This window comes from Mesorhizobium sp. 1B3 (assembly GCF_050958605.1).
GTDB lineage: Bacteria > Pseudomonadota > Alphaproteobacteria > Rhizobiales > Rhizobiaceae.
Map to the genome: position 1 here is coordinate 133,936 of NZ_JBJHDO010000002.1, position 24,130 is coordinate 158,065.

Here is a 24,130-nt window from a genome sequence, read left to right on the forward strand (position 1 = left end):
TTTTAGCGGAACAGCGAGAGGATCTGCTGCGAGTTGCCGTTGGCGATGGACAGCGCCTGGATGCCGAGCTGCTGCTGGACCTGCAGCGCCTGGAGGCGAGTCGATTCCTCGTTCATGTCGGCGTCGACCAGCGTGCCTACGCCTCGATCGATGGCATCGCGCAGCGACCCGATGAACTCGTTCTGCAGGTCGATGCGGGTCTTGGCCGCGCCCAAGGTGGCGGCGGAAGTCTCGAGCTTTCCGGCGACCTTGACGACTTCATTGACGACCGCTTCGAGCGCATCCGCATCGATCGTCGAGACGTCCAGCGTGGCGATCGAGAAAGTGAACGCGCTGTAAGCCGGCGCGCTGCCGGTCGGAGCGGCAATGTCGATGTCGGAGTCGAGCAGGCCCTTGACGGCCCCCGTCCCCGAAGCGGCGGTGGCGTCGAACAGCTTGGTCTGGCTCGTGTCGATCGTCAGCGTGCCGACGGAGATGTTTCCGCCCGCACCGCGCGTGAAGGAAGCGACGATCTCCTTGTTGGCAGTGTAGTCGTCCGCGTCGGACTTCACCGACAGCCAGTTCTCGCCGGCGAAGGAAGCGGAATCGGCGATGCTCTTGAGCTGCCCCTGCAGTTCCTTGATCTCGCTCTGGATCTTGGCCTTGTCCAAGCCCGGCGTCATGGCCGAGATGATCTTGTCCTTGATCTGCGTCACGACCTTGTGGGCGGCATTGGTGCCGGTATAGGCCGTGTCGACCTGGGCGGCGCCGAAGCCGAGCGCATCCTTCACCGTCGACAGCGAAGAATTGTCGGAGCGCATCGAGGTCGCGATCGACCAATAGGCGGCATTGTCCTGGGCTTCCGCGACGCGCAGGCCGGTCGAAATGCGGTTCTGGGTGGCTTCGAGATTCTTGTTGGTCGACTGAAGGCTCTTCAGTGCCGTCATAGCCGACACGTTGGTCAGAATACTGGACATGGATGTCGTCCCTACACATTACTCACAAGGGACATACCGGGCTCACCGGTAAGATGGCGCGGCATCATGCCTGTCGAACCTCTGGCCCAACCCATCCTGCATAGCCGCCACCTTGGCACACAATCGCTACCAAATTGATAAGATGAATTGGTAATCCACAGCCGGCATCCAGAACGACAGAGATCACCGAGTTATTGTTTGCTGCTGGCCGGCCAGGATGATCCGCTCGGGCGCGGCAAGTTTCAACTGACCGTTCAAGTCGATGACTGCCGTGTGAACATAGAAGTATGTCGGCTGGTCGTCCGTTGCCTCCATGACGGGGGAAGGAGCGGAAATTATCGTAAGACCCTCGCATTCGCCGATCCAGTCTATATGGCGGTGTCCATGCAGCAGGAGGGCGCGTCCGGAGAGCGTGGTCAAGCGGCGAATAAACCAGTTGCCATTCACCAGAGCGGTGCCGATGCGTTCGGACAAGGCGTTCGAGGCATGGGGATATTCGATGGCGTGGTGGTGCAGCGCGATCAGCCAGCAGGCGCGGGGATAAACTTTGCGAAGGATATCGATACGCTCGACCTGTTCCGCCGAGATCATGCCCAGAGCGTTGGTGAAGGAGAAATGCGTGTCGGCGTTGGAGTTGAGGAGAATGATGCCGAGGCCATCCTCCCGGGCGGGAGGAAGAACCATCGGAAAAACCGCATTCCAAAGCTCGCAGAAACTTTTCGAGAAAAGCGGCCGCGCCTTGTCCGCGAAGCTTTCGAGTTCGCCGAGTAGCGGATGAACGGCCTGCGACAATGTCGGCCCGAGCGAGGCCGCCGACGCGTCGACCACATGCACTCGGTCTCCCTGCAAGGCGACCATCGCCGACAATGTCCGGATCTGCCGGAGCCGCCGGTTGGGACTGGTCGGCAAGTCCATCCGAGCGGGATTGGCGCGATCGACGATGTTGAGGTCGTGGTTGCCTGGAATAATGAGACAACGCCCGCCGAGCGATGGGTGATCTCGCAGGATCTCGAAGAATTCCGCCCATTCGGCCGATCGGCCGGCATCGGTGACGTCGCCGGTGATGAGGATCGCATCGAGCCGAGCCGTCATATCGATCGCCTCCAGCCGCTGGAACAGCCGCGCCAACCGGTCATTGCCGCGTGGACCCGATCGGCCGCTTTCGATCCTGAAGCCGAAACGTTCGCCCACGACATGAATGTCGGAGAGATGGGCTATGCTGTAGCGTCGGTCGTTCGTGGTGGGAGCATGGAAAGCGGGTAAATCCCGGGGTTGCGCCATCATCGTATCGGCGGCGGCCCAGATGAGAGAGCCGGCTGCGAGGTAGGCCGCCACCAGAGCGATGCTGTTGGAAAGCGTCGCGCTTACCAACTGCCGCGGCGAAAGGATTTCCTGGAGGTCACCGTATAGATTCGTGCTTGGCCAAACGGCGGCAATGATCGCCAGGGCGGCCAGGCAGACGATGATCCCGGCGATGGCCGCGCATGCCGAGCGCAGGACCGAGCGGCGCGCCGCGCTTGCCGTGGGCGGGAGCAGTCTTTCGGCAATATGGCGCAGCATCTCGCGACACGTACCATAGACGGGCTCGACGACGACGGCGTTGAGTGACCAGAAATTCCGTTCGGCGATCCGCAGCAGCGTCCGTGCGCCGTACCAGCCGACCAGCAGGAAGGCGAGCAGAATGAGCAGCGACCACAGACCAACCGACAGGGATATGATCCGCCCGGAGACCGACCGGACCCAGGCAGTCGCGACGATCGGTGCAAAGCCGAGAAGCAGGCCGGGGATCACCAGCAGCATCAGCCAGGTCAAGGCCAGTTTCAGGGGACTGATCTCGACCAGCATGCTGCCGGCGAGCGACATCAGCGAACGCTGTTTCGTGCTCGAGGCGTCGTCCTCGATATCACCATGCCGAGGATCAACGGCAAACTTCATGTGCGGGCTCCGCGGGGTTATTTGCGCGGTTCCGTCCTGCAGGTCTCGATCACGGTCGGTTCCGGGGCGGTATGGTCCATGATCATCTCGCTCAGCGTAGCTTCGTTGCCCTTGCTCCACCATTGGAGGCCCTTGTCCGGTTCCAGCCCCTGTTCGGTCGCATATCGCGCCCCCGAGGCCGACAAGACGCTGTACATGTCAAACGTGCGGCCCTTGTATTCGAGCCTCGCCCTTGGCGCGGCCGCGTCCGTATTATCGTAGCGGACCATCACCGTCGCCCCGCTGTCGCACTGGTAGGTGGCTTCGATGATTTTCTCTCCGGCCGGCGGAACGATGGGGGTGCCCGGTTCGTCCGCCCCTGCAGCGCTTGAGAGGCTCGATCCCGGCACAGCGAGAAGCAACGGCAAGATCCGGCGCAGCAGAGAGGTTCGAATCACATTTGTTCCTTTCCGTGATCGGCCACGACAGGCACGCCGTTGGGTTGGCGGAGGAGCCCGTTCAAACATGTTGTTCGTCGGCGCTTTTGGCCGGCCCGCCGGAAAGCAGGAGCGCGATCCAGCGCGTGGATGGTTGCTGCGCACAGTAAACGATGAAAACGATCAGGATCGGCACGCCGATGAAAGCGCCCGAGAGTCCCCAGACGAAACTCCAGAAAAACACCGCCAAGACGACAGCAAGGGGAGAAATGGAAAGGGACGCTCCCGTCAACAATGGCTCGACGTAGCTGCCGATCACAAACTGGATCAGATTCAGGCCGATGAAAACGACGACCGCCATCTGCCAGGATTCGAATTGAGCGATGGCGAAGAGCGTGGGGAAGACCGTCGCGATCAATGGCCCGAGGAATGGGATGTAATTGAGCGCGAAGGCGATCGCGCCCCAGGCGGCAGCAAGCTCCAGACCGGCGATGAAAGCGAAGACCCACACCACGAGGCCGGTGAGGACGCTTGCAAACGTGCGAACGACCATGAAGCGTCGCAGCTTTGCGCCGATCTCACGATTGGCCCTGAGAATGCGCCCGCCGATCGGCTGCACGGCAGGGGAGAGCAGGCGGCGATTGAAATCCTCCACCTCCAGAAGACCGATCATGACGAAAATGAACACCAGCACCAGGAATCCCGCGATGCTGTTGAGCCTGCCGGCAATTGTCTGGCTGAAGCCCAACAACCACGCCACGTCGAAGCGATCCGTGAGGGGGCCGGCGATGAAGATGCCCTTTTCCTCGAGCCACCCAATCCAATCCGCATAGATAGCCTGGTAGCGGGAGGCATTGACGAATAGCCATTGGACAAGCTTGCCGAACCCCCAGGCCACGGACGAGCCGACCGCCACGACCACCGACATGGTCAAGCTGAGCGTTATGAGGAGCGCGAGCAGCCGTGGCATCCATCGCTGCAAGACCGCCTGAAGCGGCCAGACCAGCGCGATGCAAAAAAGCGAAAAGGCGAGCGGCACAAGAACAGAGCGGGCGAAGTAGAAAAGTGCGACGGTCAGAATGGTGGTCGCGACAAAACCAGCGGACACGCCCTTTGCCGTTGCTTGCATGCCTGCTTCCCTGCCCGCCGCCGGGGACGTGTCGTCCTTGTCCCTCTCTCGATTCACGTCCCGATCGCGAGGCGCCTCCGACGGTCCGGTCATTCGGTCACCAGCCTTGATCGGATGAGCCCGACGAGCGCTGCCAAGAGTATCCCGCCGACCAGTCCCGCTACGCCTACCCCGACGAGAATGGCCGGGCTGAGGGCGCCCATGCTTTGGGCAGTGGCGTCGGCAACTTGTTCGACCCGTCCGACGAACCGGCCAAGTCCCGGGATCCGGGCTGCCAGCCACGTGAAGGCCAAGCCGCCGAGTGCCCCGACAATGGCGTCGGCGGTCAGGCCAGAGCTGAGGCGGCGGACGAGCCGGCACAGGAAAACTGCCCCGGCCGCGCCGCAGATTATCTCGATGACGATGGGAACAACCGCGTTCGCCGTCAGCATGGTGTTACATGGAGCCGCATGAGCCCTGGTCCGTCCAGATTCGGTTGCCGTCGGCCGCGCCATCCTGATCCGCCCCGCGGGTTGCCGCAGTTCACGGTAGCACCGACCGCCGACTGTTGAATTGCGGAACTAAGCAGGTTTCGCCCCTGCGAGCGCGTCCCGGAGCACCTGCTCCTTGGTTTCGTCGAGCGAGGTCTTCAAAACGACGCCGCCGAACTCCTTGATCGATGCAAGCACTTTGTCCGCCGTCATCTGCCGAACCAGCACAAACAAGGCCGCATTACCCGGCTGGATGCTCTCCGTGAGGCTTTTCATGAACTTGTCTTCGATCCCGACATCCGTAAGGGCGCCGCCGAGGGCGCCTGCCGCGGCCCCTGCCGCCGCTCCTACCAGCGGGTTGAGGAACAGGACCCCGATCAGCAGGCCCCAGAAGCTACCCGACACCGCGCCCGCCGCGGTCGTGTTGACGATCTGGTTCAGCTTGACGCGGCCGGCCTCGTTGCGGGTGGCGATGACTGCGTCGTTTATCTGGATCAGATACTCCTTCTGCAACTGAAGAAGCCGATTGCGAACCTCTTCCGCTTTTTCTTCCGAGGGATAAACGATGACGATAAGATCTGACATGAAACGCCTCCTGTCGGCACATCGGTACGCGGATGCGAGGCAAACCGCGCCGCTAGATTAATGCGACAGGACGCATGAGGGATGGGCCTGGAATCCATCTTCTGTGCACGGCGTCTCAATCGCCGTGCCCGCCATATCCATCCGCGTGGCGGGCGGCCTTGCTTCGTCGAGGCTCAGCGAGCTAGCTGAACGAGCGCACCAGGCTGCCGACGAGCAGGTTCCAGCCGTCTATCAGGACGAAGAACAGGATCTTGAAGGGCAGCGAAACGACTGTCGGCGGCAGCATCATCATGCCCATCGACATGGTGACGGTCGCGACGATCAGGTCGATCACCAGGAAAGGCAGGACGATCAGGAAGCCGATTTCGAAGCCGCGGCGGATCTCCGAAATCATGAAGGCTGGAATCAGGACACGCAAATCCACGACTTCGTCCGTCACCACCGTCTGGCCCCGCTCCCGCGCCAGATCGGCGAACAGATCGAAATCCTTCTCGCGCACATTGTCCAGCATGAAGGCCCGGAACGGTTCGGCGATGCGCTGGACAGCCTGCTCCTCGTTGATCTGGTTGTCCATCAGGGGGCGGATGCCGTTGCTCCAAGCCTGATCGAAGGCAGGCGCCATGACGTAGAAGGTCATGAACAGAGCGAGACTGATCAGGATGAAGTTGGCGGGCGTCGTCTGTAGGCCGATACCTGCGCGCAGGATCGAGAAGGCGATGACGAAACGGGTGAAGCTCGTCACCATGATCAGCAGACCGGGTGCGAGCGACAGGATCGTGAGCAGCCCGAAGAGCTGAATGATATAGCCGACCGTGGCCCCGTTCGCCTGGCCGGCGATCGCGCCGAGATCGATCTGTTGCGCGGCGGCTGGCTCGACGGCGGCGAGCATCAGGAGCGCGGAGGCAAGCAAACGTGTCATTCGAACAGCATGGTCCTGATGAGGATGTCCTTGACCAGGCCGTTGCTGCGAATGGCTGCCCGCTCCAGAAGGTCCGATTTCAGATGTTGGTAACCGCTGGCACCTTGGACCTGCATGAGCTTCACTGTGCGGATATAGGCAAGGATGTCCTGCTGGATGGTGTCGGGAAGCGTCTGGTCTTCGAGCGGCTGATCGACCACGAGCGAGAGTTCCAGTCGGACCCAAACCGCTTCCGGTACCGCGAGATTTGTGGTGATCGGCGCAAGATCGACGATGTTGGCCGGCATCGGCTGGCCCGCTTCCGTCTCCTCTCCAACTGCCGCGGGAGGCACCTCGATCTCGCCGTTCAAATACCCACCGACCAGCCAACCTACGCCGGCCGTGCCGAGAGTGAGGGCGAAGAGGACGCCGAGCTGTACGACAACAGATGGGCCGCGCTTCACAGGTGTTTCCGGTATGACCGTCACGTAACCGCTCCTCAGATCGGCGAGAAGTTGTCAACGAGCTGCTTGCCCCAGGTCGGCTGCTGCACTTCCATGACGCGTCCGCGCCCGCCATAGGAGATCCGTGCCTCGGCGATGCGTTCGTAGGGGATGGTATTGTTGCCGTTGATATCGGCCGGCCGGACGATGCCGGCGATGGTGAGCACGCGCATCTCGTAGTTGACGCGGACTTCCTGCGAGCCGCGGATGATCAGATTGCCGTTAGGCAGGATGTCGGTCACGACCGCGGCGACGGACAAGCGGACCTTCTCCGAGCGGATCGTCGCGCCGTCGCCTTCAAAAGTTGAGGTCGAGTTCAGATCGAAATCGGCAGTGACTTCGCTCTCGGAACCTCCCGCGCCGGCGGAGGCGTCGAAGCCGATCTTGCGGCCCTGCTTGCGCCTGCGGTCGGACTGGTTGTTGAATTGCGCCTTGTCGTCCAGCATGATGAAGACGGTGAGAATGTCGCCGACCGACAGCGCGCGTGCATCGGTGAAGAGATGCGCCTGCCGGTCGTCCCAGAGCGAGAAGCGCTTGACCGGAGGCGGCGGCATGTCCGGATAGTTGGTCGTCGAGGCAAGCGTCGGCGCCAGTCCGCTCCCGACCGGCGACATTAACGGCTCCCTCCCGATCTCGTCGAAGGACCGGCCGCAGCCGCTCAACAGCGCTGTGGCGGCGATCAGCAGAGGCAGATGTCTCATGACGGGTCCTGAGGTCGGGCCGCGGCGGCCATGATGCCGGTGAGTTCGGCTGCGGCCTTGCGGTTCATTTCGTTGAGGATGACGCCGGCCTGGCGCGTGTTCAGCTTCATCAGTATGGCTGCCGCCAGCAGGGGCTCGACCTCGGCCAGCCTCTCGGCCGCCGCGTCCGCCTTCATGCGGGAATAGATGTCGACGACACCGGCCTCGGCGCTTTTCATGAATTCCTCGCGCCGCTTCAGCCATTCCTCGTATTCGGCGCGCTTGGCCTCGAGCTGGGTGATGCGGCTGTCGATATCCCTGCGCAAGCCTTCCAATTCCTGGAGCTGCAGCGCATGGCGCCGGTCTCTGGCCGCGTCCGTGATGTTGGCGCAGAACTCGCTGATCTCGTCGGTGACTTGCCCGTTCTTGGTGACGGCCTGCGAGGAAGCCGCACTGCCGCCGATCATTGCACCGGTCAGCACGAGAGCGGCCGTCAGCGCCAACTTTCCCGCACGCGGGAGGGAATTGGTCATGTGCACTCTCCTATTGCACCACGAGTTCGGCCTGCAGTGCGCCAGCCGACTTGATGCCTTGCAGGATGGCGATGATGCCGTCCGGTTCCACGCCGATGCGGTTCAAGCCGTTGACGAGGGTCTGGAGATCCGGGCCGTCGACCACGGCCACCTTGGTGCCCTGTCGGTCGGCCTCGATCACCGTGAACGGCTCCTCGGCCGTCACGCCACGGGAGAATGGCGCAGGCTGGGAGATCTGCGGCATCTCGGTGATGCGCACGGTCAGCTTGCCGTGGCTCACCGCAACGCGCGAGATCCTGACCTCCTGCCCGATTACGATCGTTCCCGAGCGTTCGTCGATCACCACACGCGCCGGCGTGTCGGTCTCGACCGGAATGTTCTCCAGCTCGGCGATGAACCGTGCCACGGAGATGCCGCCGGGCTTCTTGATCATGACAGTGCGCGAATCCTGCTCGGCCGCCACACCCTTGCCGAAACGCTCGGCGGCATAGCCGTTGATGGCGTCGGCGACGCGCACCGCGGTCGAAAAATCCGGGTTGAAGAGCTGCAGCGTCAGCATGTTGCTGTCGCCGAGCTTGGCCGGCAGTGCGCGTTCGACGATAGCGCCGTTCGGCACTCGCCCTGAGGTAGGCACCCCCTGTGTCAGGCTTTCGGCATCGCCCTGTGCCGAGAAGCCTGTGACGAACAGGGGCCCTTGCGCGACAGCGTAGATCTCGCCGTCGGCGGCCCTGAGCGGCGTCATGATGAGCGTGCCGCCGGCAAGCGAGGTCGCGTCGCCCATGGACGAGACGGTCACGTCGATGCGCGCGCCCGATTGCACGAAGGCCGGCAGGTTGGCGGTAACGATCACGGCTGCCACGTTCTTCGCGCGGGCGCGCCCGTCTTCCGTGGCGACGCCGAGATTCTGGAGCATGGCGCGGATCGACTGTTCGGTGAAAGGCGAGTTGCGAAGGCCGTCTCCCGTCCCCTGCAGGCCGATCACCAGACCGTACCCCACCAACTGATTGTCGCGGGCGCTCTGCAGCGCGGAAATGTCCTTGATGCGCGAGATGCTCTGGCCGGGCGGTAGCGCGCTGGCCCTGGTCGCAACCTTGAAAAGGCGCTCGGCCGTCGCCGGATCGTATTCCGGGTCCCGGAACGCTCCACCGTCCTTGGTGACAAGCTCCTGCTTGGCCTTCTTGGTCAGGCCGTCCGCGGCGGCCGGCTGGACCCCGAGGGCCGCGGCGAGCACGAATGCGAAAGAACGCATCATGATGCGCCGACCCGAACCGTGCCGTCGCCCATCACGATACCCGTGAAGGTGCGGCCGCTGTCGATATTGCGCAGCTTCACCGTATCACCGGCCGCGCCCGACTCCAGCGACACGGCGGTGGTGGTGATGGTGAGGCTCTTGTCGACCAGCACCACCTCCACCGGAGCCCCGTTCTGCACGAGATAGGCGTCGCGCACCGAGCTCGGCGCGATCAGGCGGCCGGGAAGGATCGTGCGCCGTGCAACCTTGCCATGCAACGGCTCCGGCTTCTGGAAGATCGGACCGAGCTTGCGGTTGCCGCGAACCAGGGGCACGACCTCCAGCATGATCGGTTCGATGACCTGGCCGGGATAAACGACGCGGTTGGTCACCACCGCGACCTCGTCCGCCAACGCCGGTGAAGCGCCGGCCAGAAGAGCGAGCGCGGCGCCTGCCAGGCGTTTCCTGAAACGGATGAGGCTCATCTTCATCCTACCTGAGATTGCGCGAAACCACCGAAGCCATCTCGTCGGCGGCCTGGATAACCTTGGAGTTCATCTCATAGGCGCGCTGGGCCGAGATCATCTCGGTGATCTCCTTCACCGGATCGACGTTGGAGTTTTCCAGATAGCCCTGCATGATCGTGCCGAAGCCGGGGTCGCCGGGCACGCCCGTCACCGGGTCGCCCGACGCCGGCGTCTGCTCGAAGAGATTGTCGCCGACCGGCTTGAGGCCGGCCTCGTTGGCGAAAGTGGCGAGCTGGAGTTGGCCGAGTTCCTGCAGCTCTTCCTGGCCGTCGATCCTGGCGAAGACTTGCCCGCTCTTGTTCACGATCAGCTCCACCATGTCCTGCGGCACGGTGATGACCGGTGATACCGTAAAGCCCTCGACGGTGACGATCTGGCCTTCAGCGTTGGTGTTGAAAGAGCCGGCGCGGCTATAGCGGATCTGCCCGTCGATGCCCTCGATCTGGAACCAGCCAGTCCCGGATATGGCGACGTCGTATTTGCTGCCGGTATTGGCGAGCGCGCCCTGCGTATGAACGGCGCGGATCGCCGCAGTCTTGACGCCGAGGCCGACATGGGCCCCCTCGGGAATGATGGCCTGGTTGCCCTGGTTGGGAACGCCTTCCAGCCGCTCGGCCTGATAGAGCAGATCGGTGAATTCGGCCCGCGCCCGCTTGAAACCGGTCGTATTGATATTGGCGATGTTGTTGGCGATGACTTCGAGATTGAGCTGCTGGGCGTTCATGCCCGTGGCAGCGATGGCGAGCGCTTTCATCGGTCGTTTCCTCAGATCGCCATGCGGCTGACTTCGAGATAGGCGCTGACGACCTTGTCGCGGATGGCGATCGCGGCCTGCAGCGACTGTTCGGCGCTCATCACGGCGTCGACCACGTCTCGGGTCTGGATTTCGCCGCCTTGGAGGGCCTCCAGCGACAGCGACTCGGAATGTTCGAGCTTGTTGACGACATTGCGGGCGGCATCGCCCAGCGCGTCGACGAAAGCAGCGCCGCCAGTCGGGGCGGCGGCGGCCGAGGCGAGTCCCGCCATCGTATCGACGACCCCGGACAGCCCGCCAGCCTGGTTTATCGCACCGATTGCGCTCAAGGGATTCATCAGTTCTGACTCCTCATCAGGTCGATCGTCATGGTGATAAGCTCGCGCGCCTGCTTGATGACCTGCAGGTTCGCCTCGTAGCCGCGATTGGCCTCGCTCATGTCGGCCATTTCGATGAGCGTGTTGACGTTGGGCATCTTGACGTAGCCATTGGCATCGGCGGCCTCGTGCCCGGGGTCGAAGGCGACGGGGAATTGTGCGTGGTCACGCGCGATGCCCGTGATGCGCACGAAATCTCCGCCGGTCTGCCGGTCCATCTCGGCTGCGAAGGCAATCGTCTTGCGCTGGTAGGGATCGGCGCCCGGCGTGCTTCCCGTCGACTGGGCGTTGGCAAGGTTTTCCGAAACGACGCGCAGCCGCTCAGACTGCGCGTGCAGGCCCGATGCGGCCACCTTGAGCGCCGTTGTGATCGGATCCATGGCTCTTATCCCCTCGTGGTCGACATCATCATGCGGTGGAAGGCCTTGACGATGGCCGTGTTGAGCTCGAAGGCCCGGCGCACTTCGCCGGCCTTCATCAACTCCTCTTCCAGCACGACCGTATTGCCGGACGGCTTCACGGGGACGTCGGAAACCTGCTCGTTCTTGCGGATGGGCGGGGGAGCACCCGCTCCGATGTGTCTGGGATCGGTGGCCACCATGGCCGGCGTGGTCCTGGCAAGGACCTTGTCGAAGGGCTCGACATCGACGGCGACGAAACCAGGTGTGTTGGCGTTGGCCACATTGCCGGCGACAGTCGCCTGCCGGACGGAGAGCCAGCGCGCCTGGGCGGCGGCAAGATCGAAGAGTTGAACAGGTTTCATCGTACTTTCTCAGCGCTTGCGGCGACAGTAGAAGCGCAGTCTTGCGCGGGCCTTGCCGAAGCTTCAAAGGATAGAGCGTCCTTTGCGCGTCCAAATGAACGCGCGGCGCTCTATTGCGTGATCGTCACCACGCGATCGGTGCTGGTGACGATCACCCACGCCCCGCCACGTTCCTCGATCGACGCCACCCGGCTCATGTCGGGCAGGACCGAGCCGCGCTGCACGACCCAAAGGCCGGTATCGTCCTGGATCATCGCCCTCCCGTTCGCGACATGGACGAGTCGGAAGGGAACGTCCTGGGTCGGAAAAGGCTGGTCGAGCAGCGAGGCTCTTTCGTCCTTGGGGGTAGTGCCGGTCGAGAATTGGTCGAGGTCGACAAGCGGCAGATCGGAATCGTCCGGTATGCGTACGACCTGCGGCGTGTTTGCCGCCCCGCTGCTGGTGGCTTCGCCGGCGCCGTCGAACGTAACCGCCCGCACGCCGAATTTCTCCTGATTGAAGAAGACATACCAGGGGAACATCGCGCTGCCGAGGCCGAGCGCAATGCCGAACAGGCCGAGCAGCAGGTCCTCGCGCAGCCGAGCCGGCTTGGTGGCCGTGGCGCGGGGGGCGGCGGTAGCCGGGGAGGCCTCCTGCGCTGGTTCCGCCATGCCTGCCGTATTTGCCGGGTTCCGCGAACGAGCGCGCCTAAGCCACATTTGAGCGTTCCTGGTTCTTGAGATGACGCGCAAGATCCGCGAACGGATCAGGGGAGGGGCCATCCTTGGGCGACTGGCCCAGCGCTTCGTAGATGATGGGCACCTGCATCACCGCCAGATCGAGCTCTGCATCGACGCCGCTCTGGTAGGCGCCGATCAGGCGGATGTCGCGGGTGTCCTCGAAACGCGAGATCATGCTCCGCAACCGAGCGACCACCGCCTTCTGGTCGTCGCGCCATGCCTTCGACGCGAGTCGCGAAATGGAAGACAGCGGATTGACGGGCGGATAGCGTCCTTGCTCGGCGATCGAACGGTCGAGCACGATATGGCCATCGAGGATGCCCCGAACCGAATCCGCCACCGGATCGTTGTGGTCGTCGCCGTCGACAAGCACCGACAGGATGGCGGTGATCGAGCCCGCGCCTTCCGCCCCTGGGCCGGCGCGTTCGAGAAGTTTCGGCATGTCGGTGAATACGGAGGCTGGATAGCCCCGGGCCACCGGCGGCTCGCCGGTACCGATCGCCACTTCGCGAAGGGCGTGAGCGAAGCGTGTGATGGAATCCAGGAGCAACAGCACGCGATCGCCGCGGTCGCGGAAATATTCGGCCACCCGCATCGCGGTGCCTGGAGCGCGGCGCCGCATCATGGCGCTCTCGTCGCTGGTGGCCACGACGGCGACAGTCTTGGCCATGCTCTCGGCGCCGATCGTGTCCTCGAGGAATTCGCGCACTTCGCGCCCCCGTTCGCCGACCAGCGCCACCACCACGGTGTCGAAGGCCGAGGCCGCGGCGAGCATGGCGAGCAGAGTGGACTTGCCGACGCCGGAGCCGGCGAAGATACCGAGGCGCTGTCCGAAGCAGAGCGGCGTGAAGATGTCGATGACCCGCACGCCGGTCAGGAAAGGAGTGTCGACCCGTTGCCGGGCCAATGCTCCGGGTACCGCTTCCGGCGCCGAGGAGTCGCCGGGGATCAATGCCGGGCGGCCGTCGATCGGCCGGCCGAGCGCGTCGATGACGCGTCCTCGCCAGGAGGGGGCCGGTGCGAGCGCGAAGGAGCCGCGTATGAAGACGTGATCGCCGACGCTGAGGTCACTGGATTGGCCGAACGGCGCCACTACAACCTCGTCGACCGTGATCTGGACGATCTCGCCGGCCCCGTCGGACCGGCGCCCGACACGCTCCACGATGTCGCCGAGCCGCACGTCGTCGGAGAGACCCCGCACGCGATAGTGCGTGGGCGATACCTCCGCCACCCGACCGCCGCGCTTGAGCAGCCCGCGCTCGCCGTTGAAGGCACGATGTGCACGCTCGAGTGCCAGAAGGGGATCGGTCTCCGGCAGCGACACGGCGCGCGTGCCGTTGGTATCCGTCGGAAGCTCGCCCTGGTCCATGGTCGGTCGTTATCTCGAACCGAGCGTCTTGATGGCGTCGGAGTAGCTGGCCTCGCTTTCGCGGATCAGGGCGGCGGCATTGTCGAAGGCGCGCTGAACCATGATCAGACGCGTCATCTCCTTGACGGGATTGACGTTGGAATCCTCGACGAAGCCCTGCACGACACCCACGTCGGAGCGGTCCACCAGCGGCTGCGGCGGTGTGTCCGGCACAACGCCGGAATTGCCGTAGCGGGTGAAATTCGGACCTGGGTCGAACTCGAACAGGCCGATGGCGCCGGCGAGCTGGCCGTTCTGGCGAAGCGTTCCATCGGCGCCGGCGGTCGGGGCGCCCTCGCGCGGGTCGAGCACGATGGCGGCGCCGCCCGCGTCGAGCACGGGATATCCCTCCACCGTGACCAGCGCTCCGGTTTCCAGCATGGTGAAGCGGCCGTCCCTCGTCATGATCGTGCCGGCCGGAGTGGAGATGCCGAACCAGCCATCGCCCCGTATCGCGAAATCATAGGGATTTTCCGTCTGGCGCAGCGGGCCAGTCTCGGTCGAGAGGTAGGTGTTGCCCTGGGTTACGAAGTCCATAGCCTTCTCGCCCGTCCCGTGCACGAGATCCTCGAACTTGACGCCAGTGGCGCGGAAGCCGACGGTGTTGGCATTGGCGACGTTGTCGGCGATGGTGTTGAGGCGGTTCTCGAGCGCGATCTGTGAGGAAAGCGCCACGTAAAGTCCGTTCTGCATAATCTGGTTCAGCCCCCGAATTTGACGCGCTGGAGGGTCATCAAGGCGTCGATGGAGATGCCCTGGGAGCTGGGCTGGCTGATGAGGCTGGCCACGCTCGACAGGGCTGTCGAAGTCGGGTTCTTGATCTCCCAGAGCGCGGTGAAGCGCGCCATGAACTTCTCGAGCTTGGCCGGATCCTGGAAGTCGGTGAAGTCGATGCGATCCTCCAGCATCTTGGCTTGACGGTCGATGTCGGCGGAGGCGATGGAGTCGGGCAGCCCCAGCGCCGTGCGCACCACCGTGGCAAGCGCCTTGTCGGCAAGGACGTCGAAGGGGCCTGTGATCTTCGAGGCGTTGCGCGTGAAATAGAGCGCGAGGCGCACGCCCTCGTTCTGCTGACCGGCATCCTCCTCCAGTGTCTGGCGCATGTATTTGTCGACTGCGGGCTGTTGCGCGGCCACTTCGTTCGTGGTCTTCTCCCCATTCCGCACGAAGTTGAAAACGCTTACGAATTCCTTGAAGCGCTCGTCTGGATCGACGTTGGCCGGGCTCTTGGGATCGTCGACGCCTCCCTCCAGCATCTCGATCATCAGGTCCTTGTCCGCGATCTTGTCGGCCAGGCCGTAAGCCTTCATCGCATATTCGAAAAGCTGATCGTTCTCGACGAACTCCTTGATGGATTTCACCTTGCCGATATTGGCGGCGAAATAGGCGTTGTGCTCCTTCAGTACGGGGTTGTCCGGTTCCACGCCGGCCTGCGCGGCCCATAATGTATAGCGCGCGACGGTGCCCTGATTGGTGACATTGTAGGAGGTCGCATCCCCGCCGAAATCGGCGAAATTATAGGTGCGCACGAATTCGGCGTAGCGCTTGTCGGTCAGCTTGTTGGCGAAGCTGTTCTGATCCGAGATACCGCCTTCCAGCGCCTTCCTCATGAAGGCCTTGGCATAAGCCATGTCCTCGAGGCCATGGGCCTTCATCGCGTAGCGGAAGAGCCTGTCGTTCTTGAGAAATTCATCGATCGATTTCACCTTGCCGATATTGGCGAGATAATATTCGGTCTCGCGCTTGATCATCGGCTGGGCCTCGATCCGGTCGATCGATTTTGCCAGATCCCGGGTTATCAGCTTGTAGCTCGTGTAGGTATTGATCACGCGGCCGCTCCGCTCCTGCCTGAACAGCGGAAGTTCGGAGACCGCCGCCGCTTCGAATCCGCTCCGACATCGCGCAGGATGCCGCAGCTTCCGCGGAAGACATATCGGATGGCGCTTGCGCGAAACTGTCGGCCTCATCCCTTGGGTCGCATCTGCGGGCTTCTTTCGCGCGCTTCCGGCGAACCGCCCGGGCCGGGGGGCACGAGGCGCAACCTCATTCAAGCCTCACACAAGGCACGATTGCTATTTCGCTGCGTCCCCAGAGAAATGCGGAAGGTGAGTCTTGGGAATTCTAGTTGGTCTCGTCATCACAATGGGCTGCGTGCTCGGGGGATTCATGGCCATGGGCGGCCATGTCGAAGTTCTGATGCAGCCTTGGGAAGTGGTGATCATCTGCGGCGCCGCGCTGGGCACGTTCGTGGTGGCCAATCCGATGAAAACCGTGAAGGACACGGGCAAGGCGATCCTCGAGGCCTTCCGTTTCTCCGTGCCCAAGGAGCAGGAATATCTAGAGACCCTCGGCGTGCTGCACTCGATCATGCGCGAGTTGCGCACGAAATCTCGCAACGAGGTGGAGGCGCATATCGACAATCCGGAGGAGTCGTCGATCTTCAAGGCGTTCCCGACTGTGCTGCGGAACCACGACCTCACGCATTTCATATGCGACTATTGCCGTATCATCATCATCGGCAACGCGCGCCCGCATGAAATCGAAGCGCTGATGGACGAGGAGATCCAAACCATCCGCGCGGACAAGTTGAAGCCTTACCATGCGCTCGTCACGATGGGCGACGGCCTGCCGGCGCTCGGAATCGTCGCTGCCGTTCTTGGTGTGGTGAAGGCGATGGGCGCCCTCGATCAGTCGCCGGAGATCCTCGGCGGGCTGATCGGCGCGGCTCTCGTCGGCACGTTCCTCGGCATCTTTCTTTCCTATGCGGTCGTGGTGCCGATCGCCACGCAGGTCAAGCTCGTGCGCGAAAAGCGCAACCGGCTCTACGTCATCGTCAAGCAGACGCTGCTCGCCTATATGAACGGCTCGCTGCCGCAGGTCGCGCTGGAGTTCGGCCGCAAGACGATCTCCGCGCATGATCGCCCTTCGATCGACGCAGTGGAGCAGAGCACGCTCGGCATGGGCAACGCCGAAAGCAAGGCGGCCTGAAATGCAGGCAGCGGAGACACGGGCCTACATTCTTGAAAGGCTTGTAGGCGATACGGCGGAGCCGGACAGGATCACGGCCGCGGCCCGGAAATTCGTCCAAAGGGGGATCGGCGCGATTGCGGAAGGAGTGAACCAGCTTCTCTCCAATCCGATCGAGATCGAACTTCAGGCGATCGAGCTCGGCCGCTACGGCCAGGCGCTTTCCTCGACGAACGAGAACAACGCTGTGGCAGTCGTCCAATCGGCGGTGTCACCGGATGCGCTGCTGCTCGACCTGGAGACAGAGGCTGTTTCCATGCTGGTCGCGGCCTGTCTCGGCGCCGACCCGGAATTCGCTCCGATCGGCATCGATCGGCCGCTGTCGCAGATCGAGCTGGAGGTAGCGACCGCCGTCTTCCAGGAAGTCGCGACCGCCTTCAACGGTTCGGGGCCGCGATCGCTTCAACTACGGATACCTGTTCCTCGCGCATTCTCGGGCCCTGAGATCCGCAAGCATGTCTTGCGCGACGGCCCCTCGGTGCGCATCGTGTTCACGCTGAAATCGTCTAATGCGTCGGCGCGGCTCGCCGTCACCATGCCGCAACGGGTGCTGCTGAGTGCGCGAGACGAGAACAAGGACGGCGAGCTCGCCAACGGTGCCGATGACGCCAATGTCTGGTCGGAGCGCCTCGGCGAGGAGGTCCGCAAGTCCTCCGTGACGCTGGAGGCGATGGTCCCGCTGGCGCAGATGTCGCTCGGCCAGCTTTCCATGCTGAAGGTTGGCCAGATCCTGGAGCTGCCTGCGGGAGCGCAAACGTCGACCCGGCTGTCGTCCCGCAACAAGACCCTGTTCGTCTGCGAGTTCGGCAAGATCGGACAGAGCTATTCCGTGCGGATCAAGCATCCTTTCGACGAAGGCCAGGATTTCGTCGACCGTCTCTTGTCGCAATAGTCAGGCCCCGGAAACCAGCGCCGGGCGTGGAGCCAGAAAATGAACCTTCCCAATCCGCTTCTCGATGAGCACCAGGAGGACCTCGACAAGGCGATCGACGAACTGCGCGGCGCCTTGCATGACGCACCCCCGTCGCCGGCCGAGCAGACCTTCTCGACCGCGCTTGGCGACGCCATGCCCAATGCCGGGGTGGTCATGAACATCCTGGTCGACGTGCAGATCGTTCTGGGCAGTACGGAAGTGCCCGTGTCGGACCTGCTGACGCTGCAGAAAGGAGCGACCATGGCGCTCAATCGCCGAATCGGCGAGCCTGTCGATGTCGTCGTCAATGGCCGCAAGATCGCACGCGGGGAAATCACCGTGCTCGAGAACGACCCCTCCCGTTTCGGCGTCCGCGTGACGGAGATCGTCAACGGCAAGCTTTCGAGCTAGCGGCAGTTTCATGACATTGCCTGAGATCGGGGAAGCGGGCCGGATGATGGATAGCCTGGAACTTACCAGGGCGCAGAAGGCGGCGGCCATATTGGTCGCGGTCGGCAAGCCCGCCGCCGGCCGCCTGCTCAAGTTCTTCAAACAGGAAGAACTCAAGGAGCTGATGGAAGGCGCCCGAAGACTGAAGACCATCCCGCAGAGCGAGCTCGAGCGCATCGTCGCCGAGTTCGAGGAGGAGTTCGCCGAGGGCGCGGGCCTGCTCGATTCCGCCGACGCCATGGATACGCTTCTCACCGAGAACCTGTCACAGGACGAGATGAACGCCATACTCGGCAACGCGACGGGCCTCGGGATGCTGGAGGATACTCCGCCCTGGGGGGCCCTCGAAGCGATCGAACCCGAGCCGATTGCCGCTTTCCTCGTCAAGGAACATCCGCAGACGGCGGCCTATGTCCTTTCCAATCTGTCCTCGCCGATTGCCGCCAAAGTGCTGCTGGCGCTGACGAAACAGGCGCGCGGCGAAATCGTGAAGCGGATGCTGTCCCTGGGCAGCGTCTCCGCGCCGGCGCGACGCCTGGTCGAGCGGCGGTTGCGGGCCGAGTTCCTGGAAACGACATCCGGCAAGCTGTCGAAGCAGGGCCAGGCAAAGGTCGTCGGCGTCCTCAACGAGCTCGACAAGTCGGAGCTCGATGAGGTCATGGGCGAGTTGCAGGAAGCGGGCGCGGAAGATCTGGCGTCGCTCAAGGCCCAGCTCTTCTCGTTCGAGGATCTCATCAACCTCACTCACAAGGCACGGGTGACCGTGTTCGACGGCATCGAGATCGACCTCGTCACGATGGCTTTGCGCGAGGCTAATCCCGTGCTCGTCGAGGCGGCGCTTTCCGCCGTTGGCGCACGCACGCGGCGCATGATCGAATCCGAGCTCGCTCAGCCGTCCGACTTCGTCAACCCGGTCGACATCAACAAGGCGCGTCGGGCCATCGTGTCGCGCACCATTTCGATGGCCAATGACGGCGTGATCCAACTGCCGACCGCCGAAGAGGCGGCTTGAGCCGGACAGATAGGGCCTGAGCGATGTCCGAGAAGCCGGACAAGGACAGCAAGACAGAAGAAGCCACGGAGAGGAAGATCCGTGACGCCCTCGACAAGGGACAGGTTCCCTTCTCGAAAGAGGCACCGCTGTTCGCTTCGATCATGGCCTTCCTGATCTTCACCCTGTTTTTCGCCTACGACCAGATGAAGAACCTCGGCGGGTTCCTGTCGATCTTCCTTGAAAAACCCGAGGAATGGTCGCTCGCCACGGATGTCGACGCCGCGTCGCTTTATGAAATCGTGTTCGTCGAGGTCGGCAAGTCGCTGGTGGTGTTCATCGCCCTGATGGTCGTGGCGGGCCTCGCGGCATCGTTGCTCCAGAATGCGCCCAGCATGGTGCTGGAGCGGGTCCGGCCGAAACTCTCGCGGATCTCGCTGGCGCAGGGCTGGTCGCGCATGTTCGGCGCGCAGGGTTTCGCCGAATTCCTGAAATCGGTCGGCAAGCTCGTGCTGACGGTCGGTGCTCTGGCCTTCGTGCTGAAGGGTCTCCATTCGACCTTGCTCCAGGGCATGCTGAGCGATCCCGGCGCTTTCGGCCTGGTGATCAGGAGCACGTTGATCCAGATCCTCGTCACCATCACACTGGTCATGGCGATGATTGCGGGCGTCGATCTGATCTGGCAGCGTTTCCACTGGCGCAGCGATCTGAGGATGACCCGCCAGGAAGTGAAGGACGAACTGAAGCAATCGGACGGCGATCCGCAGGTCAAGGCGAAGATCCGCTCGGTGGCGCGCGACAGGGCGCGTCGGCGCATGCTGACGGAAATCCCCAAGGCCACGCTGGTCATCGCCAATCCGACCCACTTCGCGATTGCACTGCGTTATGTGCGCGAGAAGGATGCAGCCCCTCTCGTCATCGCAAAAGGACAGGATCTGATCGCGCTCAAGATCCGCGAGATCGCGGAAGAGAACAACATCCCCGTTTTCGAGAATGTGGCGCTCGCCCGCTCCATGTACAAACAAGTTTCGGTGGATAGCATGATACCACCGCAGTTCTACCAGGCGGTCGCCGAACTCATTCGCGTGGTCTATGCCAAGCCGGCGCAGGCGCAGCGTCATAATTACAGAGATTTATCATGATCCGTCAGCCACATACTGTCGCCCGGGAAATCATAGTGGCGAAAGCCATCGAGGAGGTGGCGACTGAACTTCGCATGATCGACGTCGTCGACTACGTCGCCTACATCCGGCTGGAGCATTTCTCGACCATTGCCGATATCGTGGAGAGCGCGTCGGAGCTTTATTTCATGCCCGGCACGCTGTCCTTCGGACATGGTGGGGAGGCGCGCATGGGCTGGTCCGGAGAACCCGAGATCACGCTCGACATGGAACTCAAGCCGAAGGGCGCGACCGTTTACTTCGCGCTCACCCTTTGCGACCTGTCCGCTTCGGTGACGGTCAACTACGTCGCTTTCGAGAACTCCTCCGACGACCCGGAAGAGAACACCAGTTTCCTCGAGACTGCGTTGGAGGCGGCGAGGCTGCGCAAGATGATCCCGCGCGTCCCACACCAGGATTCCGCCCCGCTCTAAAGTGTGTCGCTGGCAATCGGAGTCGGGTGACACGCTTTAGGTCTTTGTTTTTGCCGCATTCTCGCGACGCCGACCGAATCCGGTCGGCTGCGAAATGCTCTAGCTGATCAGGCCCATCCTCAGCGCCTTCGAGACGGCGTGCGTGCGGTTCACCGCATCGAGCTTCAGGGCGGCTGCGGTCAGATACTGATTGGCGGTGTGGGCCGAGAGATGCAGCAGCTCTGCGATCTCCTCGCTGGTCTTGCCGTCGGCGGTGAGGCGCAGGCAATCCAGCTCGCGGTTCGACATGGCCGGCACCTTGCGCGCCGAAGCGGTGGTCACGTCGATGAGCGCCGAAAAGAGCCGGACGCAGCGCAAATGGAATTCGATCAGCATGTCGTCCGATAGGCCTGGAGTCTCGCCGAAGAACACGGCAAGGCCGTTGCGTCCCGCGGCGGCGTGAAGCGGCAGCGCGACGCCCGATCCTTGATGAGCGAACAGATCGGCTTCGTCGGCTAGGCAAAGCTCCTGTGACGCCGACTTCCGGCCACGCCGCCAGCGGAAGGGACGCGACGAGTTGCGCAGGCGCTCGCCCAGCCCGGCACGAGTTTGCTCGGCGAGACGCTTGCTGGTGCGCGAGGTCTTGGGAAAGTCGGAATCGACGGCGGCGACGAGGCGTGCCTGTCCCAGGCTCGGGCCGAAGGTGAACACGCTATATTCTTCTGCCTCGACCTCCTGCGCAAGCTCCGCGAAGGCGGAAGCCAGGGCAGCGAACGCCTTGAGCTCGCGCGCCAGCGCGGGACTCGAGGCGCCTTTCCTGTTTTTCGCCGTCTTCGACATTCGAATTGCTTCCCTGTCAGATGATGCCGCTGCGAATGGCTACAGCAATGGCCATGGTGCGGTTGGCGGCTGATAATTTCTGGGTGGCATGCAGTATGTAGCGGTTCACTGTGTTGGCCGAGACGTCGAGAATGAGGGCCACATCGTCCGTGGTCTTGCCTTCCGATACCCAGCGCAGGCATTCGCGTTCGCGGTCCGAGAGCGGGTCTTCGGCAAGGCCGCGCTGCATGCCGGCATTGAGCTTCGACCAGACATGGCAGCAAAGAAGCTGCACCTGAGGCAGCAACTCGAGATCGATCGCCTGGAGGGTGGAGGCGGAGAAGACGGCCAGGCCGCGGCTGCGACCGGCATGGATGCGCGCCGCGACAAGCTCGTGATGTCCGAACTCGGCGAGCAGCAACGCCTGTCTCGGATCGAGCATGATACTGAGCGCAGCTTCATCGAGGCGTGTGAATTGTGAGGGAGACGCCCCAAGGTTCGCCACGCCGGCCGGGTCGGCGAGTAGCGAGATGGTTTCCAGCCCAATCACGTCGAGCGTGTCGTGCGGCCAATTCGACATCAGAATCCGGGTGTTTTCAGTCGCGTGCTCGGGCGGCAGATCGAGCAGAAGATATTGCTCCGCGCCGACCAGTTCCGTCATGCTGCGCATGATCCGCACGCCGTCCGCCGGCGATGCCACCGTCGCAATCGCGCCGGCAAGGCTGCGGAATGCTTCGCCTGCTTCCACGGGCCCCCACTTGCAGTTCTTAGAATCGATAGGGGGCAATGTAACGGCCGATGTCTCGGATGAAACCGCCGCCGGTGTTTCCGTGCACATGTTTTCACGTGATTCCAATCCGCAAGACTGAAGTAAGCCCCGTTTTCTAGGGTCCGGATCGGGAATGCAGCCAGTCGGTGACCGGACCGGCGACCACGCGCGGCCGAGCGGTCGCGGATTCTGGGGAGCGGCAATGAGTTCGAATGGGCAATCGGGGTTTTTCAGGCGGCGGTCGATCGCCGCCAGCCTGGCTTTGACGGTAGCTCCGCTTGCCGCCTCCGGCCAGGCAGCCTCGCTCTTTCTGGCGAATCGCGCGCCGACCGGGTTTGCAGATCTGGTCCAGCCAGCAATGGCGACGCTGGGAGTGACCGTGCTTGTCTATCTTTACGCGCGGCTGCGCATCGCGCGGCCGCTCCATGCCGTCGCTCGGCGAGCCGTCGCACTGGCGGATGGCGAACTGGATGGCCAGGTTCCCTGCGGCTCGCGCGGTGACGAAATCGGCGCGATCGCACGGACGCTCGACAGGTTGCGCAACCAAACCCTGGAGAAGGATGCCGCCGACGCCGCCATCATGGCAGAGCGCATCGCGCAGGAGGAGCGCCGCCGCGAGACCGAGAGCGCTCGGGCAGCCGTCGCCAAACTGCAGTCGGCCATGCTTCGGCTGATGAGCCTGGTGCTTTCCAGGATTGCCGAAGGCGACCTGACGACCCGCATTCGTGTCGATTTTCCCGAGGAGTTCCGCCAGCTCAAGGACGATTTCAATCTGGCGATGGATCGTCTGCAGGATGCCGTCGGTTACGTCGGAACGACCAGCCGCCATGTCCGTTCGGAAGCCGCCGCGATCCACAAAGCTGCCGGCGAGCTCGGGCAACGCAGCGAGCGGCAGGCGGCCGGTATCGAGCAAGCTTCCGCTGCCGCGCGGCAGGCCATACTCTCCATCTCGGAGATGGCAAGCGGGGTCGGGCAGGCGCGCTCGGCGATCGAGGCCGTGACGGCGGAAACCGAACGCGGCGACAAGGTGGTCGGCCAGGCGATCGCCGCCATGGGCGGCATCGAGAAATCCTCCCAGGAGATCAACAAGATCATCGGCGTCATCGACGAGATCGCCTTCCAGACCAATCTCCTCGCGCTCAATGCAGGGGTCGAAGCCGCCCGCGCTGGGCCTGCCGGTCGCGGCTTCGCGGTGGTCGCCTCGGAGGTGCGTTCGCTGGCGCAGCGCTCGGCGGAAGCGGCGAAGGAGATCAAGGTGCTGATCACCGCATCCTCCGGCCAGGTCAAGAATGGTGCCAGGCTGGTCACCGAAACAGGGGACGCGATCAGCCGCATCAGCGGAAAGATTGGTGAGATCGGCGGCATGGTCACTGCCATCGCCCGCAGCGCCGACAGCCAGGCGGCGGGCCTGCGCGGCATCGGCACGGCGATGAAGGTCATCGGCTCAGTGGCGCGAGACAATGCCGATATGGCAGAGCATTTCGTTTCGGCGAGCCGCAATGTCGGGCGCGAGACGCGGCTGCTTGCTGCCATGGCCGACGACTTTCGTACCGAGCCGACTGACGACCGGCTGTTACAGGACAACAGCCGGCAGCCGCCATTGCCGATGCTTCAAGGGGCAACGGCCTTGGCGATCGCCGATGCGACGCCCAAACCCTCTGAGCACGTCTGGCAGCCTCTGTGAGGCGAAGGAAGCTTGCATGA

At 63.2% G+C, this 24,130-nt stretch carries 29 protein-coding genes; 7 read left to right on the forward strand and 22 right to left on the reverse strand.

Translation table 11 applies throughout. From position 1 onward, the window contains the following. Positions 1–2: 2 nt before the first annotated feature. The 20 genes from ACCO56_RS05710 to ACCO56_RS05805 form a co-directional block, all read right to left on the reverse strand. Entirely contained in the window at positions 3–956 is a 954-nt protein-coding gene (locus tag ACCO56_RS05710) for a flagellin (RefSeq protein WP_433638550.1), read from the reverse strand. Positions 957–1,139: 183 nt separating this feature from the next. Continuing rightward, positions 1,140–2,891, reverse strand: coding sequence for a metallophosphoesterase family protein (locus ACCO56_RS05715; protein WP_433638551.1), 1,752 nt, complete (start codon positions 2,889–2,891; stop codon positions 1,140–1,142). A 17-nt stretch (positions 2,892–2,908) separates the two neighbouring features. Next, positions 2,909–3,328 carry an MliC family protein gene (locus tag ACCO56_RS05720; RefSeq protein ID WP_433638553.1) on the reverse strand — a complete coding sequence of 140 codons (420 nt, stop codon included), beginning with the start codon at positions 3,326–3,328 and terminating at the stop codon, positions 2,909–2,911. A 61-nt stretch (positions 3,329–3,389) separates the two neighbouring features. Further along, positions 3,390–4,436 (reverse strand): AI-2E family transporter, encoded by a 1,047-nt coding sequence (locus ACCO56_RS05725; RefSeq protein WP_433638554.1) that lies wholly within the window; start codon positions 4,434–4,436, stop codon positions 3,390–3,392. Positions 4,437–4,525: 89 nt separating this feature from the next. Beyond that, positions 4,526–4,867, reverse strand: a complete 342-nt coding sequence (locus tag ACCO56_RS05730) for a hypothetical protein (protein WP_433638555.1) — start codon at positions 4,865–4,867, stop codon at positions 4,526–4,528. Positions 4,868–4,996: 129 nt separating this feature from the next. Next, positions 4,997–5,491: a DUF1269 domain-containing protein gene (locus tag ACCO56_RS05735; protein ID WP_433638556.1), complete on the reverse strand. Its 495-nt coding sequence runs from the start codon at positions 5,489–5,491 to the stop codon at positions 4,997–4,999. 181 nt (positions 5,492–5,672) lie between these two features. Further along, the gene (fliP, locus tag ACCO56_RS05740; protein WP_433638557.1) at positions 5,673–6,410 is read right to left on the reverse strand and encodes a flagellar type III secretion system pore protein FliP; all 738 of its coding nucleotides are present in this window, start codon (positions 6,408–6,410) and stop codon (positions 5,673–5,675) included. Beyond that, positions 6,407–6,877 carry a flagellar basal body-associated FliL family protein gene (locus ACCO56_RS05745; RefSeq protein ID WP_433638559.1) on the reverse strand — a complete coding sequence of 157 codons (471 nt, stop codon included), beginning with the start codon at positions 6,875–6,877 and terminating at the stop codon, positions 6,407–6,409. The genes fliP and ACCO56_RS05745 overlap by 4 nt, the downstream gene beginning before the upstream one ends. 11 nt (positions 6,878–6,888) lie before the next feature. Next, entirely contained in the window at positions 6,889–7,593 is a 705-nt protein-coding gene (gene flgH / locus ACCO56_RS05750; protein ID WP_433638560.1) for a flagellar basal body L-ring protein FlgH, read from the reverse strand. Then, the gene (locus ACCO56_RS05755; RefSeq protein ID WP_433638562.1) at positions 7,590–8,105 is read right to left on the reverse strand and encodes a MotE family protein; all 516 of its coding nucleotides are present in this window, start codon (positions 8,103–8,105) and stop codon (positions 7,590–7,592) included. The genes flgH and ACCO56_RS05755 overlap by 4 nt, the downstream gene beginning before the upstream one ends. Before the next feature lie 10 nt (positions 8,106–8,115). Beyond that, on the reverse strand, positions 8,116–9,357 hold the full coding sequence (locus ACCO56_RS05760) for a flagellar basal body P-ring protein FlgI (RefSeq protein ID WP_433638564.1): 1,242 nt from the start codon (positions 9,355–9,357) through the stop codon (positions 8,116–8,118). Next, positions 9,354–9,821, reverse strand: coding sequence for a flagellar basal body P-ring formation chaperone FlgA (gene flgA, locus ACCO56_RS05765; protein ID WP_433638566.1), 468 nt, complete (start codon positions 9,819–9,821; stop codon positions 9,354–9,356). The genes ACCO56_RS05760 and flgA overlap by 4 nt, the downstream gene beginning before the upstream one ends. 7 nt (positions 9,822–9,828) lie before the next feature. Next, the gene (gene flgG / locus ACCO56_RS05770; RefSeq protein ID WP_433638567.1) at positions 9,829–10,617 is read right to left on the reverse strand and encodes a flagellar basal-body rod protein FlgG; all 789 of its coding nucleotides are present in this window, start codon (positions 10,615–10,617) and stop codon (positions 9,829–9,831) included. An 11-nt stretch (positions 10,618–10,628) separates the two neighbouring features. Continuing rightward, a complete protein-coding gene (locus ACCO56_RS05775) occupies positions 10,629–10,955 on the reverse strand; it encodes a flagellar hook-basal body complex protein FliE (RefSeq protein WP_433638569.1) in 327 nt (108 codons plus the stop codon). After that, positions 10,955–11,374, reverse strand: a complete 420-nt coding sequence (gene flgC / locus ACCO56_RS05780) for a flagellar basal body rod protein FlgC (protein ID WP_433638571.1) — start codon at positions 11,372–11,374, stop codon at positions 10,955–10,957. Before flgC ends, ACCO56_RS05775 begins: the two co-directional genes overlap by 1 nt. Positions 11,375–11,379: 5 nt before the next feature. After that, on the reverse strand, positions 11,380–11,757 hold the full coding sequence (flgB, locus tag ACCO56_RS05785; protein ID WP_433638573.1) for a flagellar basal body rod protein FlgB: 378 nt from the start codon (positions 11,755–11,757) through the stop codon (positions 11,380–11,382). 110 nt (positions 11,758–11,867) lie between these two features. Beyond that, positions 11,868–12,407, reverse strand: a complete 540-nt coding sequence (locus ACCO56_RS05790) for a hypothetical protein (protein WP_433638575.1) — start codon at positions 12,405–12,407, stop codon at positions 11,868–11,870. A gap of 37 nt (positions 12,408–12,444) precedes the next feature. Continuing rightward, positions 12,445–13,845: a flagellar protein export ATPase FliI gene (gene fliI, locus ACCO56_RS05795; protein WP_433638577.1), complete on the reverse strand. Its 1,401-nt coding sequence runs from the start codon at positions 13,843–13,845 to the stop codon at positions 12,445–12,447. A gap of 9 nt (positions 13,846–13,854) precedes the next feature. Beyond that, a complete protein-coding gene (flgF, locus tag ACCO56_RS05800; protein WP_433638579.1) occupies positions 13,855–14,577 on the reverse strand; it encodes a flagellar basal-body rod protein FlgF in 723 nt (240 codons plus the stop codon). Positions 14,578–14,585: 8 nt separating this feature from the next. Further along, positions 14,586–15,713, reverse strand: a complete 1,128-nt coding sequence (locus ACCO56_RS05805; protein WP_433638581.1) for a DUF1217 domain-containing protein — start codon at positions 15,711–15,713, stop codon at positions 14,586–14,588. A 283-nt stretch (positions 15,714–15,996) separates the two neighbouring features. Between ACCO56_RS05805 and motA the strand changes: the two genes are divergently transcribed. From motA to ACCO56_RS05835, 6 genes are read left to right on the forward strand one after another with little or no spacing between them, the layout of a single operon-like run. Further along, positions 15,997–16,872: a flagellar motor stator protein MotA gene (gene motA, locus ACCO56_RS05810; RefSeq protein ID WP_433638583.1), complete on the forward strand. Its 876-nt coding sequence runs from the start codon at positions 15,997–15,999 to the stop codon at positions 16,870–16,872. A 1-nt stretch (position 16,873) separates the two neighbouring features. Then, positions 16,874–17,803: a FliM/FliN family flagellar motor switch protein gene (locus tag ACCO56_RS05815; protein WP_433638585.1), complete on the forward strand. Its 930-nt coding sequence runs from the start codon at positions 16,874–16,876 to the stop codon at positions 17,801–17,803. Between the two features lie 39 nt (positions 17,804–17,842). Then, entirely contained in the window at positions 17,843–18,235 is a 393-nt protein-coding gene (gene fliN, locus ACCO56_RS05820) for a flagellar motor switch protein FliN (RefSeq protein WP_433638587.1), read from the forward strand. Positions 18,236–18,278: 43 nt separating this feature from the next. Further along, positions 18,279–19,286 carry a FliG C-terminal domain-containing protein gene (locus ACCO56_RS05825; RefSeq protein WP_433638589.1) on the forward strand — a complete coding sequence of 336 codons (1,008 nt, stop codon included), beginning with the start codon at positions 18,279–18,281 and terminating at the stop codon, positions 19,284–19,286. Between the two features lie 23 nt (positions 19,287–19,309). Beyond that, entirely contained in the window at positions 19,310–20,407 is a 1,098-nt protein-coding gene (gene flhB / locus ACCO56_RS05830; protein ID WP_433638591.1) for a flagellar biosynthesis protein FlhB, read from the forward strand. Further along, positions 20,404–20,859, forward strand: coding sequence for a hypothetical protein (locus ACCO56_RS05835; protein ID WP_433638593.1), 456 nt, complete (start codon positions 20,404–20,406; stop codon positions 20,857–20,859). The genes flhB and ACCO56_RS05835 overlap by 4 nt, the downstream gene beginning before the upstream one ends. Before the next feature lie 99 nt (positions 20,860–20,958). Here the strand turns inward: ACCO56_RS05835 and ACCO56_RS05840 are convergent, their stop codons facing one another. Then, positions 20,959–21,678 carry a response regulator transcription factor gene (locus ACCO56_RS05840; protein WP_433638595.1) on the reverse strand — a complete coding sequence of 240 codons (720 nt, stop codon included), beginning with the start codon at positions 21,676–21,678 and terminating at the stop codon, positions 20,959–20,961. Positions 21,679–21,694: 16 nt separating this feature from the next. Next, positions 21,695–22,405, reverse strand: coding sequence for a helix-turn-helix transcriptional regulator (locus ACCO56_RS05845; protein WP_433638596.1), 711 nt, complete (start codon positions 22,403–22,405; stop codon positions 21,695–21,697). A gap of 223 nt (positions 22,406–22,628) precedes the next feature. Here ACCO56_RS05845 and ACCO56_RS05850 point away from each other — a divergent pair, with 223 nt between their 5' ends. Then, a complete protein-coding gene (locus tag ACCO56_RS05850) occupies positions 22,629–24,110 on the forward strand; it encodes a methyl-accepting chemotaxis protein (RefSeq protein WP_433638598.1) in 1,482 nt (493 codons plus the stop codon). Positions 24,111–24,130 lie beyond the last annotated feature (20 nt).